Below are 14,410 nucleotides of genomic sequence, written 5' to 3'. Positions count from 1 at the left end.
TGCGGCGCCATCCCACCCGGCCGATGGAGCCCCCATGAAGATCGCACTGACCGGCGACAGCATCCTGCAACGCCGCCTGAACAGCCGCGAGGACGCGACCCTGCGTCCGTTGTTCGACCTGATCCGCGCGGCGGACGTCAGCTTCACCAACCTGGAAGTGCTGCCCAACGACTTCGAGGGCGACCCGGCCCTGGAAAGCGGCGGCTCGCACTTCGGCGCACCCTCGTGGGTCCTCGATGAGCTGGTGCAAGGCGGCTTCGACCTGTTCTCCACCGCCAACAACCACGCGCTGGACTACAGCATCTCCGGCCTGCACGCCATGCACCGCGAGCTGGACAAGCGCGAGCTGCTCTACGCCGGCACCGGACGCAACCTGGAAGAAGCGCGGCGCCCGGTGTACTGCACCCGCCCCGAAGGCACCGTCGCCCTGCTCGCCTGCAGCGCCACATTCGGCAAAGGCCAGGAAGCCAGCGACCAGACCCGCGACATGCCCGGCCGCCCCGGCCTCAACCCGCTGCGCTATGACACCGTGCACGAGGTGAACCCGACGCAGATGGCCCAGGTCCGCGAGCTGATCGCCAGCCTCGGCCTCGACCGCCTGTACCAGGGCGCCGTCGACCTGGGCTTCGCCCACCCGCTGCCGCATCCGTCGCTGGCGGTGTTCGGCCCCTTCACCCCGCTGCTGTTCCGCGAGGGCCAGCAGACCCGCGTGCGCACCGCGCCACGCAAGAAGGACGTCGACGACATCCTGCGCTGGGTCGAGGAAGCACGGGTGATGTCCGACGTCGTGGTACTGAGCATCCACGCCCACGAACTGGGCTTCAACGCCGAGGGCGACTGGGACCTGGAAGCCCCGGCGGAATTCCTCCAGCCGGTGGCGCGGCGGATGATCGAGGCCGGCGTCGACATCGTCGTCTGCCACGGCCCGCACCTGCTGCGCGGCATGGAGATGTACAACGGCAAGCCGATCTTCTACAGCCTGGGCAACTTCATCGGCCAGAATGAGCTGGTCGAGCGCCTGCCGATCGACAGCTACGAGCAGTTCCGCGTCGACCGCAACCAGACCCCGTCGAAGGTCTTCCAGCAACGTACCCAGAACGACACCCGCAGCTTCCCCTCGGACGCGCGTTTCTGGGAGTCGCTGGTGCCGGTCTGCCAGTTCGACGGCAAGCGCCTGGCGAGCATCGAGCTGCACCCGGTGAGCCTCGGCCTTGGTGAGTCCATCCACCGCCGCGGCCGCCCGCGCCTGGCCCAGGGCGAGCACGCGCAGCAGATCCTGCAACGCTTCGCCAAGCTCAGCGCGCCCTACGGCACCGAGCTGCAGTTGGACGGCGACATCGCCCGCATCGCGCTCTGAGCCGGTGGTCCGGACTCGGACCGCCAACAGCCCACGCCCCTATCCGAGGCGCGGCGCTTCTCCCCTCGCCTTTCCGGCACCCGCGTTGCGCCGGCCCGCCGCTACCCGCGCGCCGTGGCCGGCCAACGACCCTTCCGTCAGCAAACCACAAACGCGCCAGCCAGTGGCTAGAGTGGATTGGACTTCCTCTCCTGCCAGGTGCCGCCGCCATGTCGCTCGCGCTCTACGGTCATCCGTTTTCCTCATACACGCAGAAGGTCCTGATCGCGCTCTACGAGAACGCCATCCCGTTCGAATTCCGTTGCGTCGGGCCCGACTGGCCACAGCACACCGCCGACTGGCTGAACCTGTGGCCGTTGCGCAAGTTCCCGGTGCTGCTCGACGGCACGCGCAGCCTCGCCGAGAGCAGCATCATCATCGAGTACCTGCAGCTCATGCATGGCGGCGCGGTGCGCTTGCTGCCGGACGATCCCCAAGCAGCGCTGCAGGTCCGCTTCCTTGATCGCTTCTTCGACCTGCATGTGATGAGCCCGGTGCAGCATGCCGTCGGCGGCGCGATGAGCGGCGATGAAACCAAGCGCCGGGAGGCCATGGAGAACGCCGTGGAAAAGCTGAGCCTCGCCTACGCCTGGCTCGAAGACGAACTCGCCGGGCGCGCCTGGGCGGCAAGCGATGACTTCAGCCTGGCCGATTGCGCGGCGGCGCCGGCGCTGTTCTACGCCGACTGGACGCACCCGATCGACGACGGCTACCACACCCTGCGCGCCTACCGCGCCCGACTGCTAAAACGCCCGTCGTTCGCCCGCGCGGTCGATGAGGCTCGCCCCTATCGCCCGCTGTTCCCGCTCGGCGCACCCGACCGCGATTGAACCCGGCCCGCGGCAGGATATGCCGGCGCGAATGACGCAAAGGTGCAACCCGATGGATTTGCACCTTTGGCGAAGAGCAACTTTGCTTGACGTGGATCAAATGGCGCCCGGCTGCCGGCGCTAGTGTCTTGCTACTCATTGGGCGGAATTGACCGATGTCCTGGTTCCGGAACCATCAACGCGCATTGCTCCGCATGGCCCTGATGCTGTGGGTGCTGGCGTTCGCGGTTGCGGCCAGCCATGGCTGCCTGTCCTACCCGGCGCACGATCCTCTGGTCGCCCATCCCGAGGCATCGGCCAGCGCGCATGATCGCTCGCACCAGCTGCATGCCAGCGGTTGCCTGCAGTTCTGCGAGGACGGCGCGTCGGCGCTGAAGCTGTCGCCCGCTCAGCTTTCCTTCGACCAGGTCCTCTGGGCTCTGCTGATCACCCTCCCCGTCCTCCTTCTCCCCGCCGCCGGCCGGCCACGCTTCGCCGCCCGCGCCATCCACCTGCCCGGACCGCCACGCCCGCCGGCACGCCTGAGCTTCGTCCGCTTCAACGATTGACCCGCCTTCCGTGCGCCCGGCCTCCGGACGCACTGCCTCGCCACGCCTGCCCTGCATGGCGCGGCCACGTTTCGCCTCATTCGTCACAACACCTGGAGTTCACCATGCAAATGACCCTGAAAGCACTTGTCGCCGCCTTGCTGATCGGCAGCCCGTTGATTGCCTCCGCTACCGGCGAAAAGACCCCCGACCAGCCTACGGCGAAGGCCGAGAGCAAGGCCGCCCCGGCACCGTCGCAGGAAGCGGCCATCGCCGAGCACATGAAGAAGATGCAGGCGATCCACGACAAGATCGCCGCCGCCAAGACCCCGGAGGAACGCCAGGCCGCCATGCGCGAAGGAATGCTGGCGATGAAGGAAGGCCTCGGCATGATGCAGAACGGCTGCGCCGGCAAGGGCATGGGCCCGCACATGCGGATGATGGACTCGAAGATGATGGGGATGATGATGCAGATGATGGATCAGCAGGCAGGGATGATGGGCCAGGGATCGGGCATGCAGGACATGCCGATGAAGGACATGCCGATGCAGCAGCCGGCCGAGAAGCCCGCGCAGTGATCGTTCGGCGCGGCCTGGTGGGCGCGAGCGCCATCAGGCCGTGCCGGGGCACTCCACTTTCGCCCCCTGGAGAATGACCATGAACACTTCGCCCCCCGACAATCGGCAACCTTCCTTCTGGCGCAGCAAGCCAGGCATCGCCATGGGCATGCTGCTGGTCATCGCGTTGTTCTACCTGGCCCGCGAACACTACGGCCACATATCCCTGTTGCTGCCCTACGCGATCCTGCTGCTGTGCCCGCTCATGCACCTGTTCGGTCATCACCACGGTGGCCATGGTCATCATGGCGGGACAGGCACTACTCCCAAGGACGATGAAAGAGGCTGATTCATGCACGGACACCCGCATGCGCACCCGACGCCCCACGGCAAGCCCCTGGCGGCCGAAGCGAAAGACCCGGTCTGCGGGATGACGGTCGCGGCGGACAGCCCGCACCGGCTGGAGTACGCCGGCGAGGACTACCGCTTCTGCAGCGAAAAATGCCTGGCGAAGTTCAAGGCGGCGCCAGAACGCTATGGCGCCGGCGCGCACGAGGCGACGCCCAACCCGCCGCCCGAAGCGGGCGTCACCTGGTACACCTGCCCGATGCACCCCGAGGTGCGCCAGCCTGGGCCCGGCAACTGCCCCAAGTGCGGCATGACCCTGGAGCCGGTGCTGCCGGAGCTGGAGCAGGAAGAGAATCCCGAGCTGAAGGACTTCTCCCGGCGGTTCTGGTGGACCCTGCCGCTGACCGTCGTCGTCACCCTGCTGGCCATGGGCGGCCATGCCCTGTCCCTGTTCCACGGCGCCACGCAGAACTGGATCGAACTGCTGATCGCCAGCCCCGTCGTCCTCTGGGCGGGATGGCCGTTCTACGTGCGCGCGGTGCGCTCGGTGATCCAGCGCAGCCCGAACATGTGGACGCTGATCGGCCTCGGCACATCCGCCGCCTACCTCTATAGCGTCGCGGCCACCCTGGCGCCGTCGGCCTTCCCGATGACCTTCATGATGGAAGGCCGCATCGGCGTCTACTTCGAGGCCGCCGCCGTCATCATCTCGCTCACCCTGCTGGGCCAGATGCTCGAACTCAAGGCGCGCTCGCAGACATCGGCTGCCATCAAGTCCCTGCTCGGCCTGGCGCCGCGGACGGCGCGGCGGATCAACGCCGACGACAGCGAAGAGGACATCCCGCTGAGCCATGTCCACCCCGGCGACCGGCTGCGCGTCCGCCCCGGCGAGAAGGTCCCGGTGGACGGCCTGGTCGTGCAGGGCGAGAGTGCCGTCGACGAATCGATGCTGACCGGCGAGCCCATCCCGGTGCTCAAGCGCGCCGGAGACACGCTGATCGGCGCCACCCTGAACACCCACGGCAGCCTGGTGATGCAGGCGCAGAAGGTCGGCTCGGCGACTGTCCTTGCGCAGATCGTGCAAATGGTCGTGCAGGCGCAACGTTCGAAGGCGCCGATGCAGCGCCTGGCCGACGTGATCGCCGGCTACTTCGTGCTGGTGGTCATCGCCATCGCGGTCCTCACCCTGTTCGGCTGGGGCCTCTGGGGGCCGCAACCGGGTTGGGGGTTCGGCCTGATCAACGCGGTGGCGGTGCTGATCATCGCCTGCCCCTGCGCGCTGGGCCTGGCCACGCCCATGTCGGTGATGGTGGCCAGCGGCAAGGCCGCCGGCAGCGGCGTGCTGTTCCGCGACGCGGCGGCGATCGAGAACCTGCGCCGGATCGACACCCTGATCGTCGACAAGACCGGCACCCTCACCGAGGGGCGCCCGGCCTTCCAGGGGCTCGAAGCGGCCGCCGGCTTCGACGCCGACGAGGTGCTGCGGCTGGCCGCCAGCCTAGACCAGGGCAGCGAGCATCCGCTGGCCCACGCCATCGTCGAGCAGGCTCGGGCGAAGGGGCTGGCATTGAGTGCCGCGCAGGAATTCGAGAGCGCCTCGGGCATCGGCGTGCGCGGCCGGGTCGATGGGCATCGCCTGCTGCTGGGCAACACCGCCTTGCTCGCCGATGCCGGGGTGTCCTGCGAGGCGCTGCTGCCGCGCGCCGAGCAGCTCCGCAGCGAAGGCGCGAGCATCATGTACCTGGCGGTGGACGGCCGCGCGGCCGGCCTGCTGGCGGTGGCCGATCCGATCAAGCCGACCTCACGGCAGGCCGTGGAGCGTCTGCAGGCGGCCGGCGTGCGGGTCATCATGGCCACCGGCGACGGGCCGACGACGGCCCGCGCCGTAGCCCGCCAGCTGGGCATCGAGGAAGTGCACGGCGAGGTCAGGCCGCAGGACAAGGAGCGCCTGGTGGCCGACCTGCAGGGCGCCGGACGCCTCGTGGCGATGGCCGGCGACGGCATCAACGACGCACCCGCCCTGGCCCGCGCCGATGTCGGCATCGCCATGGGCACCGGCACCGACGTGGCGATGAACAGCGCCCAGGTCACCCTGGTCAAGGGTGACCTGCTGGGCATTCTGCGCGCCCGCAGCCTGTCCATGGCGACCGTGCGCAACATGCACCAGAACCTGACGTTCGCCTTCGCCTACAACGCCATGGGCATTCCGCTGGCGGCCGGGCTGTTCTACCCGCTGACCGGGCACCTGCTGTCGCCGATGGTGGCGGCGCTGGCCATGAGCGTGAGTTCGGCATCGGTCGTCTTCAACGCCCTGCGCCTGCGCAACGCCTCGCTCGATGGCCAGGCTCGGCAGGCTTGACCTTGCCACGGTGGCAAGGTCGAGGATGGTTTCAGGCCAGGACGGATCGAGTCGCCGTCCCTGGCACAAAGCGTTTTTCCATTGAGGAGTCACCGCGATGAAAAGCACCGATCTGCAAGTTGAAGGAATGACCTGCGCTTCCTGCGTCCGTCATGTGAATGCCGCGCTGGCGCCGATTGCCGGGGTTGCCGATGTTTCGGTGGACCTTGCGGCGGGCCGCGTAAAAGTCAGCGGTGACGCCGACGTCGCGGCGCTGCTGGCCGCCCTGCAGGAAGCCGGTTACCCGGCCACGCTCGCGGCCGCCGCCAAGGCCCCGGAAGGCACCAAGGCGCGTGGCTGCGGCGGCAGTTCCTGCGGCTGCCACTGAGCGAGGAGAAGCATCATGCGCAAGGCACTTCGTCTGACCGCCCTCGCCGGCCTGTTCATGGCGTCCTTCGCCCAGGCTGCCACCCCCATCGACGTCTACCGCGATCCCAACTGCGGTTGCTGCAAGAGCTGGATCAAGTACCTCGAGGCCAACGGCTTCAGCGTGAACGACCACGTCGAGCCGAACATGAGCGCGCTCAAGCAGCGCCTCGGCGTGGCGCCACGGCTGTCGTCCTGCCACACCGCCGTGATCGGCGGGAAGTTCGTCGAGGGGCATGTTCCGGTGGCGCAGATCCGCGAACTGGAGAAGCATCCGGAGCTCCTTGGCATCGCGGTTCCGGGCATGCCGGCCGGCTCGCCCGGCATGGAAATGGGCCAGGCCGCGCAGGCCTACCAGGTCATCGGGCTGACCCAGGACGGCACGGACGAGGTACTGGCCAGCTATCCGGCGTCGTCCACCCAGTGAGCGCGGCCCTCGGACAGCGATGCGCCCTCCCCGGCCATCGCGTCCGCGGGGCTGGCTGACACGAATGTAATCCACACTTCAGCCAGGCGTCAGGCGCGGGCTTCTAGGGTAGTCGGCAATTCGCCGAGGCCTTCGTCGCACAGACGAAGGCCCGGCCACGAACACGATCAAGCGGGAGGGACACCACGACATGCAAGGCGGAACGTCGAGACGCACATTCGTCAAAGGGCTGGCCGCGACCGGCCTGCTCGGGGGCCTGGGGCTGTGGCGCTCGCCAGTCTGGGCGGCCGATGCCGCTGGCCAGGCGAGCGTGCTCAGCGGCAATGAATTCGACCTGTTCATCGGCCAGACGCCGGTGAACCTGACCGGCAAGCCGCGCACTGCGATCACCATCAACGGCTCGTTGCCGGGCCCGACCCTGCGCTGGCGCGAGGGCGACACCGTGACGATCCGCGTGCGCAACCGCCTGGCCGAGGACACCTCGATCCACTGGCACGGAATCCTGCTGCCGACGGACATGGACGGCGTCCCCGGCCTGAGCTTCGCCGGCATCGCCCCCGGCGGCGTCTACGAATACCGTTTCAAGGTCCGCCAGCACGGTACCTACTGGTATCACAGCCATTCGGGCACCCAGGAGCAGGTCGGCGTCTACGGCGCGCTGGTCATAGAGCCGAAGGAGCCCGAGCCCTTCACCTGCGACCGCGATTACGTCGTCATGCTCAGCGACTGGTCCGACGAGGACCCCGCGCGGGTCCTGGCCAAGCTGAAGAAAGACTCCGGCTACTACAACTTCCACAAGCGCACCGTCGGCGACTTCATCGATGACGTCGGCGCCAACGGCTGGGCCGCGACCCTCGCCGACAGGAAGATGTGGGCCGAGATGAAGATGAGCCCCACGGACCTGGCCGACGTCAGCGGTTACACGTACACCTACCTGGTCAACGGCCATGCGCCGGACGCGAACTGGACCGGCGTGTTCCGCCCCGGCGAGAAGGTCCGCCTGCGCTTCATCAACGCCTCGGCGATGACCTACTTCGACGTGCGCATTCCAGGCCTGAAGATGACCGTGGTCGCTGCCGACGGGCAGCCGGTGAACCCGGCCAGCGTCGACGAATTCCGCATCGCCGTGGCGGAGACCTACGACGTGATCGTCGAGCCCGAGACGCAGCAGGCGTACACGATCTTCGCCCAATCCATGGACCGCACAGGCTACGCGCGCGGCACCCTCGCCGTGCAGGCCGGGCTGGCCGCACCGGTGCCGCCGCTCGACCCGCGCCCGAAGATCGGCATGGACGACATGGGCATGGGTGGCATGGACCACGGCGACATGGCCGGGATGGACATGTCGGCCATGGGGCACGGCGGCATGCAGTCGCATCCGGCGTCGGAGAACGGCAACCCGCTGGTCGACATGCAGACCATGAGCCCCACGCCGAAACTGAGCGATCCGGGTCTCGGCCTGCGCGACAACGGCCGCCGCGTCCTGACCTACGCCGACCTGCGCAGCACCTTCGAGGACCCCGACGGCCGCGAGCCATCGCGCACCATCGAGCTGCACCTCACGGGGCACATGGAGAAGTTCTCCTGGTCGTTCGACGGCATCCCCTTCGCCGACGCCAAGCCCCTGCTGCTGACCTACGGCGAACGCGTGCGCATCACCCTGGTGAACGACACCATGATGACCCACCCCATCCACCTGCACGGCATGTGGAGCGACCTGGAGGACGAGGACGGCAACTTCCTGGTGCGCAAGCACACCATCGACATGCCGCCCGGTTCGCGGCGCAGCTATCGGGTGACGGCCGACGCCCTCGGCCGTTGGGCCTACCACTGCCACCTGATGTACCACATGGAACTGGGCATGTTCCGCGAAGTGCGGGTGCAGGAATAGGAGATGCGCATGGACTTTCGACCGACCCGCAAGAACTGCCTGGCCGGCCTGGTGCTGCTAGGCATCGCCGGCGCCAGCCACGCCGAATCCATGCCGGGCATGGAAGACGACAGCGACATGCAGGGCATGCAACCCGCCGCGCCGACCCAGAGCCGCACGCCGATTCCGCCGGTCACCGACGCCGACCGCGCGGCCGTGTATCGCGGCGAGATGAACCATCACATGGGCGCGCCGCTCAACTCGCTGCTGGTCATCGACCAGCTCGAGTGGCAGGACGCCAACGCCGGCAGCGCGCTGAACTGGGAGGCGCACGGCTGGATCGGCGGCGACATCGACCGCCTGTGGCTGCGCTCGGAGGGCGAGCGCCTGAACGGCATGACCGAGAAGGCCGAGCTGCAGGCACTCTGGGGGCACGCCATCGGCCCCTGGTGGGATGTGGTCGCAGGCGTGCGCCAGGACTTCAAGCCCGGCTCGCCGCAGACCTGGGCGGCCCTGGGCATCCAGGGGCTGGCGCTGTACGACTTCGAGACCGAGGCCACCGCCTACCTCGGCGAGGCCGGCCAGAGCGCCCTGCGCCTGAAAGGCGACTACGACATCCTGCTGACCAACCGACTGATCCTCCAGCCGACCGCCGAAGTGAACCTCTACGGCCGCAACGACCCGCAGCGCGGCGACGGTTCGGGCCTGGCCGACAGCGAGATCGGCCTGCGCCTGCGCTACGAGATCGTCCGTGAGTTCGCGCCCTATGTCGGCGTGACCTGGAACCACCTCTACGGCAAGACCGCCGACTACGCGCGCGAGGAAGGCGCCGATCGAAGCGACACGCGACTCGTGCTCGGCGTGCGCATGTGGTTCTGACCCCAACTTTTCCAACCCACGGGCGCCGGAGCGCCAGGAGAAAGCCATGCAAATCACCCGTACTGCAGCCCTCGCCCTTGGCCTGCTGCTGAGTGCAGTCGCCCAGGCCGAGCAGAAGCTGGTCGCGTCCTCGCCCGCCGAAGGCAGCACGGTCGAAGCGCCGGCGAAAGTCGAGCTGCGCTTCAGCGAAAAACTCGACCCGCAGCACAGCGCCGCGAAAATCGTCATGACCGAGATGGCCGGCATGTCCCACGCCTCGCCCATGCCGGTGAAGGCACGGGTCTCGGCCGGCGCCGAGCCAACCGTCATGCTGATCACCCCCGCCTCCGCACTCACCAGCGGCACCTATCGCGTGGACTGGCGCGCTGGCGAGGCCAAGGGATCGGTCACCTTCAAGGTGAAGTGAGCGCCGCTGCTGCCCCTGAAAAGCAAAACGGGGCGGACGCTTGCGCGTCCGCCCCGTCGGCTGCCTCGGATGACTCAGCCGCCCAGTTTCGGCGTGCGCGGCGGGATCATGCGTTTGCTGCCGGTGGCCTCGAAGGCCGCGGCGAAGGTCAGCAGCGCCGAGTCATCGTAAGCGCGACCGGCGAAGGTCAGGCCTACCGGCATGCCGATGTCGGCCATCACGCCCATCGGCACGGTGACGGTCGGCACGCCCAGGTGACGGATCGCCAGGTTGCCGTTGGCGACCCAGATGCCGTTGCTCCAGGCGATGTCGGCGGACTCCGGGTTGACGTCGGCGTCGGCCGGGCCAACGTCGGCGACGGTCGGGAACAGCACCGCGTCGAGCTTCAGGCCGTCCATCCAGTCTTCCAGGTCGAGCTTGCGGGTCTTCTCCAGGCCACGCAGGCCGTCGGGCAGGGTCTCGATCTGGTCCCAGGTCTTCAGGCCGCGCTTGGCCATGTTCACGTACTCGTCCATGCCCGCGCAGAGGTCGTCCTCGCGGTTCGGCAGGGTGCCCGGGTCGTGCGGGAAGATCTTCGGACCGTCGACGTCGGCCAGCTTGTTCAGCTTCGGATCGCCGTTGGCGCGCAGGAAGTCGTCGAAGCCCCAGCCCGACAGTTCCCACAGCTCGTCATGGAGGAATTCCTTGGAGACGATGCCGCGGTTGTACACGGTGGGCGCGCCAGGACGGTCGCCCTCGCAGTTGGAAACCAGCGGGAAGTCCACTTCGATCACTTCGGCGCCGGCCGCTTCCAGGGCCTTGCGGGCTTCTTCCCAGAGGGCGATGACCGAGGCGCGGGTGTTGATGCGCTGGCCGGTCGGGCCGCCGATGCCGGGCTTCTCGCTGGTGCCGGCCAGTTCGTCCTTGTTGATGTACATGCGCGGCACGCCCAGGCGCTTGCCTTTAAGGGCTTCGGGGCCGGCGGCGAGGTCGAGGTAGGAGGCCGGGCGCACTTCGCTCACCGGAGGGATCGGCACCCAGGGCTGCAGGCGCCAGAGATCGCCGCGCTTCTCGGTGTCTTCGGCGACGACCACGTCCAGCACTTCGAGCAGGTCGGCCATGGTGCGCGCGTAGGGCACCACCACGTCCATGGTCGGGGTGAGCGGCCAGTTGCCGCGCACCGAGATCACGCCGCGCGACGGGGTGTAGGCGCACAGGCCGTTGTTCGAGGCCGGGCCGCGGCCGCTCGACCAGGTTTCCTCGGCCAGGCCGAAGGCGGAGAAGCTGGCCGCGGTGGCGGTGCCGGCACCGTTGGAGGAGCCCGAGGCGAAGGGCGCGGTCAGGTACTTCTCGTTGTACGGGCTTTCGGCGCGGCCGTAGACGCCACGCTGCATACCGCCGTTGGCCATGGGCGGCATGTTGGTCTTGCCCAGGCAGATGGCGCCGGCGGCGCGCAGGCGCTCGATGGTGAAGGCGTCGCGGTAGGCGACCAGGTCCTTGAAGGCTGGGCTGCCGGAGGCGGCGGTCAGCCCCTTGACCAGGTAGCTGTCCTTGGCCGTGTAGGGGATGCCGTCCAGCGGGCCGAGGGTTTCACCGCGGGCGCGACGGGCATCGGAAGCCTCGGCTTCCTTCAGCGCGTCGGGGTTGCGGACCACCACCGCATTGAGCTTGGTGGGCGTCTCCGGGCCGTCGTAGGCATCTATCCGGGCGAAATAGGCCTTGACCAGCTCGACCGCAGTGGTGCGGCCGGTCTCGAGCGCGTCGCGCAGCTCGGCGATGGAAACCTCAGTTACTTCGATCATGCTGTCACCGCTTTTTGTTCGTTTCTGATGCAGTTGTTGTAGTCGACAATCCCGGTTGCCTGCCCGGCTCCCTGGGCACCGGTGTCGTCTTTTAGTTCGTGGCGGGCCCGCATTCCCTGCCGCTTGGCCGTGCGCAAGGCAGTTGCGCCTGTTACTGGCACCCGCGTCGCTTCTGCACAGAATTTCGAACGCGAGCCAACGCCGGGCGCAGGAGTGTATCAAGTTGCCAGCCCTTGTCAGCTGGTGGCGACAGGGTACCTCAGTCGAAGCCATCTGTAGAAAATTTCTTACACCTTATGGAAAATGGCGTGTATGAATTTTCCGTGAGCCGCTGGCCACCCCGCGCATGCCCACCAGTGCCTGGCCGGGATGCGAGGCTGAACACAGCCGGCGCCCGGATTCTGGACAGCGCGCCCGCGATCTCCGTAGATTGCCGCCAGTTGTGCCCCACCCGCCGGACCGACTTCGTGCCTGATCACCGCTTTTTCCCGCCTTCTTCGCCTGTTGCCCACCGCGCAGCTATCGTCCTGCTCGGAGGCACACGGCGATGAGTGAGAAACTTCCGCGCTACGAAGGCGACTTCCTGGCCTGGACCGGCGGCGGCCTGTTCATCGGCTGCGGCGGCGGCCAGGTAGCGCCCCATGCGCACTATGCGATCCAGCTCGTGGTCGGGGCCCCTTCCGGACTCAAGGTCCAGGAGGGTTCGCGCGGGGCCTGGAAGGCCTGCGCCGGCGCACTGGTACCGTCGCGCGCGGTGCACAGCATCGATGTCAGCGACTGCGAATGGAATGCCGTGCTGTTCATCGAGCCGGAAACCCCGCAGGGGCGCACCCTGGCGGCCCGCCTGAACGGACAGATCGAAAGGCTCGAGGGAGAGGAACTGGCGATTCGGGTCGATAGCCTGGGCCACGCCTGGCGTGAGTGCCGAAACAGCAAGACCGTGCAGCAAGCCGCGCAGGCCCTGGTCGACTGGCTGTCCGGTACCCTGCCCCACCTTCCCTCCGATCCACGCGTCCTGCAGGCGATCGAGCACATCCGCGGGCGCGCCGGGGAGCCGGCGAGCCTGGAGGAAGTCGCCGGCGTGGTGCACCTGTCGCCCAGCCGCTTCCGTCATCTCTTCGTCGAGCAGACCGGCATGCCGCTGCGGACGTACCAGCTGTGGCGGAGGCTACTGCTCGCCTGGGAGTTCCTCATGCAGGGCGCCAGTGTGGCGAGTGCCGCCCATGCCGCCGGCTTCGCCGATGCCGCGCACCTCACGCGGACCTGCCGCAGCATGTTCGGCCTGGCGCCCTCGGCGATGCGCATGGCCGGCCCGCTGAGCGACAGGCTCCGCGAGCCGCCGGCGGCTCAGGGCTGAACGACCGGGCCGGTCAGCGAACCGAGAAAGGCCACCAGGTCGTCGATCTCTTCCGGTGCCAATCGAATGGGCGCGCGCTGGGCGTCGCCTTGACCCGCTCGGGCCAGCTCGCTCCGCCCCAGTGCTGCCGCAGGGGCCTCCACGTAATGCCGGATCACCTCGGCCAGGCTCCGCAATTGCCCGGCGTGCATGTACGGGGCGCGGGCAGCGACGTTGCGCAGGCTCGGCGTGCGGAAAGCGCCAAGTTGGCGCGGATCGGCCGAGACGAGGAAGCTCAGCTCCCCGCACTGATCGGGCCGGGCGTCGCTGAAGGCGCCGAGGCAGTTGAACGGGTCGTCGAGCAGCAGGCCAACGGCGGCGGCGCGGCCCGGGTCCGGGTGCTGCGGGTCCAAAGGCGGCACGCCAGTGTTGTGGAAGGCCTGGTCGGAAAGCATGGGGCCGTTGTGGCAGGTGCTGCACTGACCCTTGCCGAGGAACAGCCGCAAGCCCCGGACCTCTTTCGCGGCGAGCGCCGACTGGCCCGCCGCATCCCCGGCCAGGGTCGCGCGGATGTATCGGTCGAAGCGTGCCGGGCCGTATTGCACGCGGCTCTCGTAGGCGGCGATGGCCTTGCCCAGGTTGGCGAAGACACGGTCGACCTGATCCCGCGTCTCCTTCGGCATTGCCCACCAGGCGGCCTGCTCGGACGGCGAACCCAGCGGCGAAGCCGCCGCGGGCAGCGCGTTCAGCGCCGGCAGCGGGCCGAACAGTGCCGCATAGCGGGTGGCATATCGCGCCCGGACGAGGCCCACCAGCCGCACGCGGTTGGTGCCCTGCTCCAGCGGGTTCTCCAGCGGCCCCAGGGCCTGGGACCAGAGGCTGTCCTTGCGCCCATCCCAGAACAGGAAGGGCGCGCCCATCGCCCCCATCACCGGCTGGGTGCGGCGGCTTCCACTGCCCAGCCCCTGCCCCTGGGGCCGGCCATCCTCGAACTGCGCGGATGGCGAATGGCAGCTGGCGCAGGCGATTTGCCCGTTTCGGCTCAGTTGCGGGTCCCTGAACAGGTCACGACCGAGGCTCACTGCCTCGGCGCGTCCCTCGAAGGCATTGGAGGGATCGGCCGAACGCGGTTCGGCCCGACTCAGCTGCATCGACGCCAGCACCTCCCGCTCGGCCGTCGACCAGGCGTCACGCAGCACTGCCGGCGCCGTCGTCGGCTCGGCAATGGCGAGGGGTATCTCGATCAGCATGCAGGCGACCGCGAGCGTGGCTTTGAGGCGGAGCTTCAT

The 14,410-nt window shown here is 68.4% G+C and carries 14 protein-coding genes; 12 read left to right on the top strand and 2 right to left on the bottom strand.

Going from position 1 to position 14,410, the window contains the following annotated elements; translation table 11 throughout:
* Positions 1 to 34 precede the first annotated feature (34 nt).
* From ACA097_RS24595 to ACA097_RS24545, 11 genes are all read left to right on the top strand, one after another.
* Positions 35 to 1,357, top strand: coding sequence for a CapA family protein (locus tag ACA097_RS24595; protein WP_371366563.1), 1,323 nt, complete (start codon positions 35 to 37; stop codon positions 1,355 to 1,357).
* A 209-nt stretch (positions 1,358 to 1,566) separates the two neighbouring features.
* Positions 1,567 to 2,226, top strand: coding sequence for a glutathione S-transferase family protein (locus ACA097_RS24590; protein ID WP_371366561.1), 660 nt, complete (start codon positions 1,567 to 1,569; stop codon positions 2,224 to 2,226).
* A 155-nt stretch (positions 2,227 to 2,381) separates the two neighbouring features.
* Positions 2,382 to 2,774, top strand: coding sequence for a hypothetical protein (locus ACA097_RS24585; RefSeq protein ID WP_371366559.1), 393 nt, complete (start codon positions 2,382 to 2,384; stop codon positions 2,772 to 2,774).
* Positions 2,775 to 2,878: 104 nt separating this feature from the next.
* Positions 2,879 to 3,331 carry a hypothetical protein gene (locus ACA097_RS24580; protein ID WP_371366557.1) on the top strand — a complete coding sequence of 151 codons (453 nt, stop codon included), beginning with the start codon at positions 2,879 to 2,881 and terminating at the stop codon, positions 3,329 to 3,331.
* Between the two features lie 79 nt (positions 3,332 to 3,410).
* Positions 3,411 to 3,659 carry a DUF2933 domain-containing protein gene (locus ACA097_RS24575; RefSeq protein WP_160287509.1) on the top strand — a complete coding sequence of 83 codons (249 nt, stop codon included), beginning with the start codon at positions 3,411 to 3,413 and terminating at the stop codon, positions 3,657 to 3,659.
* 3 nt (positions 3,660 to 3,662) lie between these two features.
* Entirely contained in the window at positions 3,663 to 6,017 is a 2,355-nt protein-coding gene (locus ACA097_RS24570; RefSeq protein WP_371366555.1) for a heavy metal translocating P-type ATPase, read from the top strand.
* A 97-nt stretch (positions 6,018 to 6,114) separates the two neighbouring features.
* The gene (locus ACA097_RS24565; protein ID WP_371366553.1) at positions 6,115 to 6,384 is read left to right on the top strand and encodes a heavy-metal-associated domain-containing protein; all 270 of its coding nucleotides are present in this window, start codon (positions 6,115 to 6,117) and stop codon (positions 6,382 to 6,384) included.
* Between the two features lie 15 nt (positions 6,385 to 6,399).
* Positions 6,400 to 6,849: a DUF411 domain-containing protein gene (locus tag ACA097_RS24560; RefSeq protein ID WP_371366551.1), complete on the top strand. Its 450-nt coding sequence runs from the start codon at positions 6,400 to 6,402 to the stop codon at positions 6,847 to 6,849.
* 190 nt (positions 6,850 to 7,039) lie between these two features.
* Positions 7,040 to 8,740, top strand: coding sequence for a copper resistance system multicopper oxidase (locus ACA097_RS24555; protein WP_371366549.1), 1,701 nt, complete (start codon positions 7,040 to 7,042; stop codon positions 8,738 to 8,740).
* 9 nt (positions 8,741 to 8,749) lie between these two features.
* Positions 8,750 to 9,598 carry a copper resistance protein B gene (locus ACA097_RS24550; RefSeq protein WP_371366547.1) on the top strand — a complete coding sequence of 283 codons (849 nt, stop codon included), beginning with the start codon at positions 8,750 to 8,752 and terminating at the stop codon, positions 9,596 to 9,598.
* Between the two features lie 46 nt (positions 9,599 to 9,644).
* The gene (locus tag ACA097_RS24545) at positions 9,645 to 10,004 is read left to right on the top strand and encodes a copper resistance protein CopC (protein ID WP_371366545.1); all 360 of its coding nucleotides are present in this window, start codon (positions 9,645 to 9,647) and stop codon (positions 10,002 to 10,004) included.
* Positions 10,005 to 10,078: 74 nt separating this feature from the next.
* Here the strand turns inward: ACA097_RS24545 and ACA097_RS24540 are convergent, their stop codons facing one another.
* Positions 10,079 to 11,785 carry an amidase gene (locus tag ACA097_RS24540; protein ID WP_371366543.1) on the bottom strand — a complete coding sequence of 569 codons (1,707 nt, stop codon included), beginning with the start codon at positions 11,783 to 11,785 and terminating at the stop codon, positions 10,079 to 10,081.
* Positions 11,786 to 12,332: 547 nt separating this feature from the next.
* Here ACA097_RS24540 and ACA097_RS24535 point away from each other — a divergent pair.
* Positions 12,333 to 13,142 carry an AraC family transcriptional regulator gene (locus ACA097_RS24535; protein ID WP_043253184.1) on the top strand — a complete coding sequence of 270 codons (810 nt, stop codon included), beginning with the start codon at positions 12,333 to 12,335 and terminating at the stop codon, positions 13,140 to 13,142.
* On the opposite strand, the gene ACA097_RS24530 is transcribed toward ACA097_RS24535, so the two are convergent.
* A complete protein-coding gene (locus ACA097_RS24530) occupies positions 13,133 to 14,410 on the bottom strand; it encodes a cytochrome-c peroxidase (RefSeq protein WP_043253185.1) in 1,278 nt (425 codons plus the stop codon). The two genes, ACA097_RS24535 and ACA097_RS24530, sit on opposite strands and share 10 nt — an antisense overlap.

Origin of the sequence: Pseudomonas sp. QL9 (assembly GCF_041409665.1) — a bacterium.
Classification (GTDB): domain Bacteria; phylum Pseudomonadota; class Gammaproteobacteria; order Pseudomonadales; family Pseudomonadaceae; genus Pseudomonas; species Pseudomonas knackmussii.
This window is presented reverse-complemented; position numbering and strand designations above follow the sequence as displayed.

What these genes read in the sequence shown, in the direction of transcription:
- ACA097_RS24595 (WP_371366563.1), top strand. Translation starts at nt 35, where the DNA reads ATGAAGATCGCACTGACCGGCGACAGCATCCTGCAACGCCGCCTGAAC.
- ACA097_RS24590 (WP_371366561.1), top strand. Translation starts at nt 1,567, where the DNA reads ATGTCGCTCGCGCTCTACGGTCATCCGTTTTCCTCATACACGCAGAAG.
- ACA097_RS24585 (WP_371366559.1), top strand. Translation starts at nt 2,382, where the DNA reads ATGTCCTGGTTCCGGAACCATCAACGCGCATTGCTCCGCATGGCCCTG.
- ACA097_RS24580 (WP_371366557.1), top strand. Translation starts at nt 2,879, where the DNA reads ATGCAAATGACCCTGAAAGCACTTGTCGCCGCCTTGCTGATCGGCAGC.
- ACA097_RS24575 (WP_160287509.1), top strand. Translation starts at nt 3,411, where the DNA reads ATGAACACTTCGCCCCCCGACAATCGGCAACCTTCCTTCTGGCGCAGC.
- ACA097_RS24570 (WP_371366555.1), top strand. Translation starts at nt 3,663, where the DNA reads ATGCACGGACACCCGCATGCGCACCCGACGCCCCACGGCAAGCCCCTG.
- ACA097_RS24565 (WP_371366553.1), top strand. Translation starts at nt 6,115, where the DNA reads ATGAAAAGCACCGATCTGCAAGTTGAAGGAATGACCTGCGCTTCCTGC.
- ACA097_RS24560 (WP_371366551.1), top strand. Translation starts at nt 6,400, where the DNA reads ATGCGCAAGGCACTTCGTCTGACCGCCCTCGCCGGCCTGTTCATGGCG.
- ACA097_RS24555 (WP_371366549.1), top strand. Translation starts at nt 7,040, where the DNA reads ATGCAAGGCGGAACGTCGAGACGCACATTCGTCAAAGGGCTGGCCGCG.
- ACA097_RS24550 (WP_371366547.1), top strand. Translation starts at nt 8,750, where the DNA reads ATGGACTTTCGACCGACCCGCAAGAACTGCCTGGCCGGCCTGGTGCTG.
- ACA097_RS24545 (WP_371366545.1), top strand. Translation starts at nt 9,645, where the DNA reads ATGCAAATCACCCGTACTGCAGCCCTCGCCCTTGGCCTGCTGCTGAGT.
- ACA097_RS24540 (WP_371366543.1), bottom strand. Translation starts at nt 11,785, where the DNA reads ATGATCGAAGTAACTGAGGTTTCCATCGCCGAGCTGCGCGACGCGCTC.
- ACA097_RS24535 (WP_043253184.1), top strand. Translation starts at nt 12,333, where the DNA reads ATGAGTGAGAAACTTCCGCGCTACGAAGGCGACTTCCTGGCCTGGACC.
- ACA097_RS24530 (WP_043253185.1), bottom strand. Translation starts at nt 14,410, where the DNA reads ATGAAGCTCCGCCTCAAAGCCACGCTCGCGGTCGCCTGCATGCTGATC.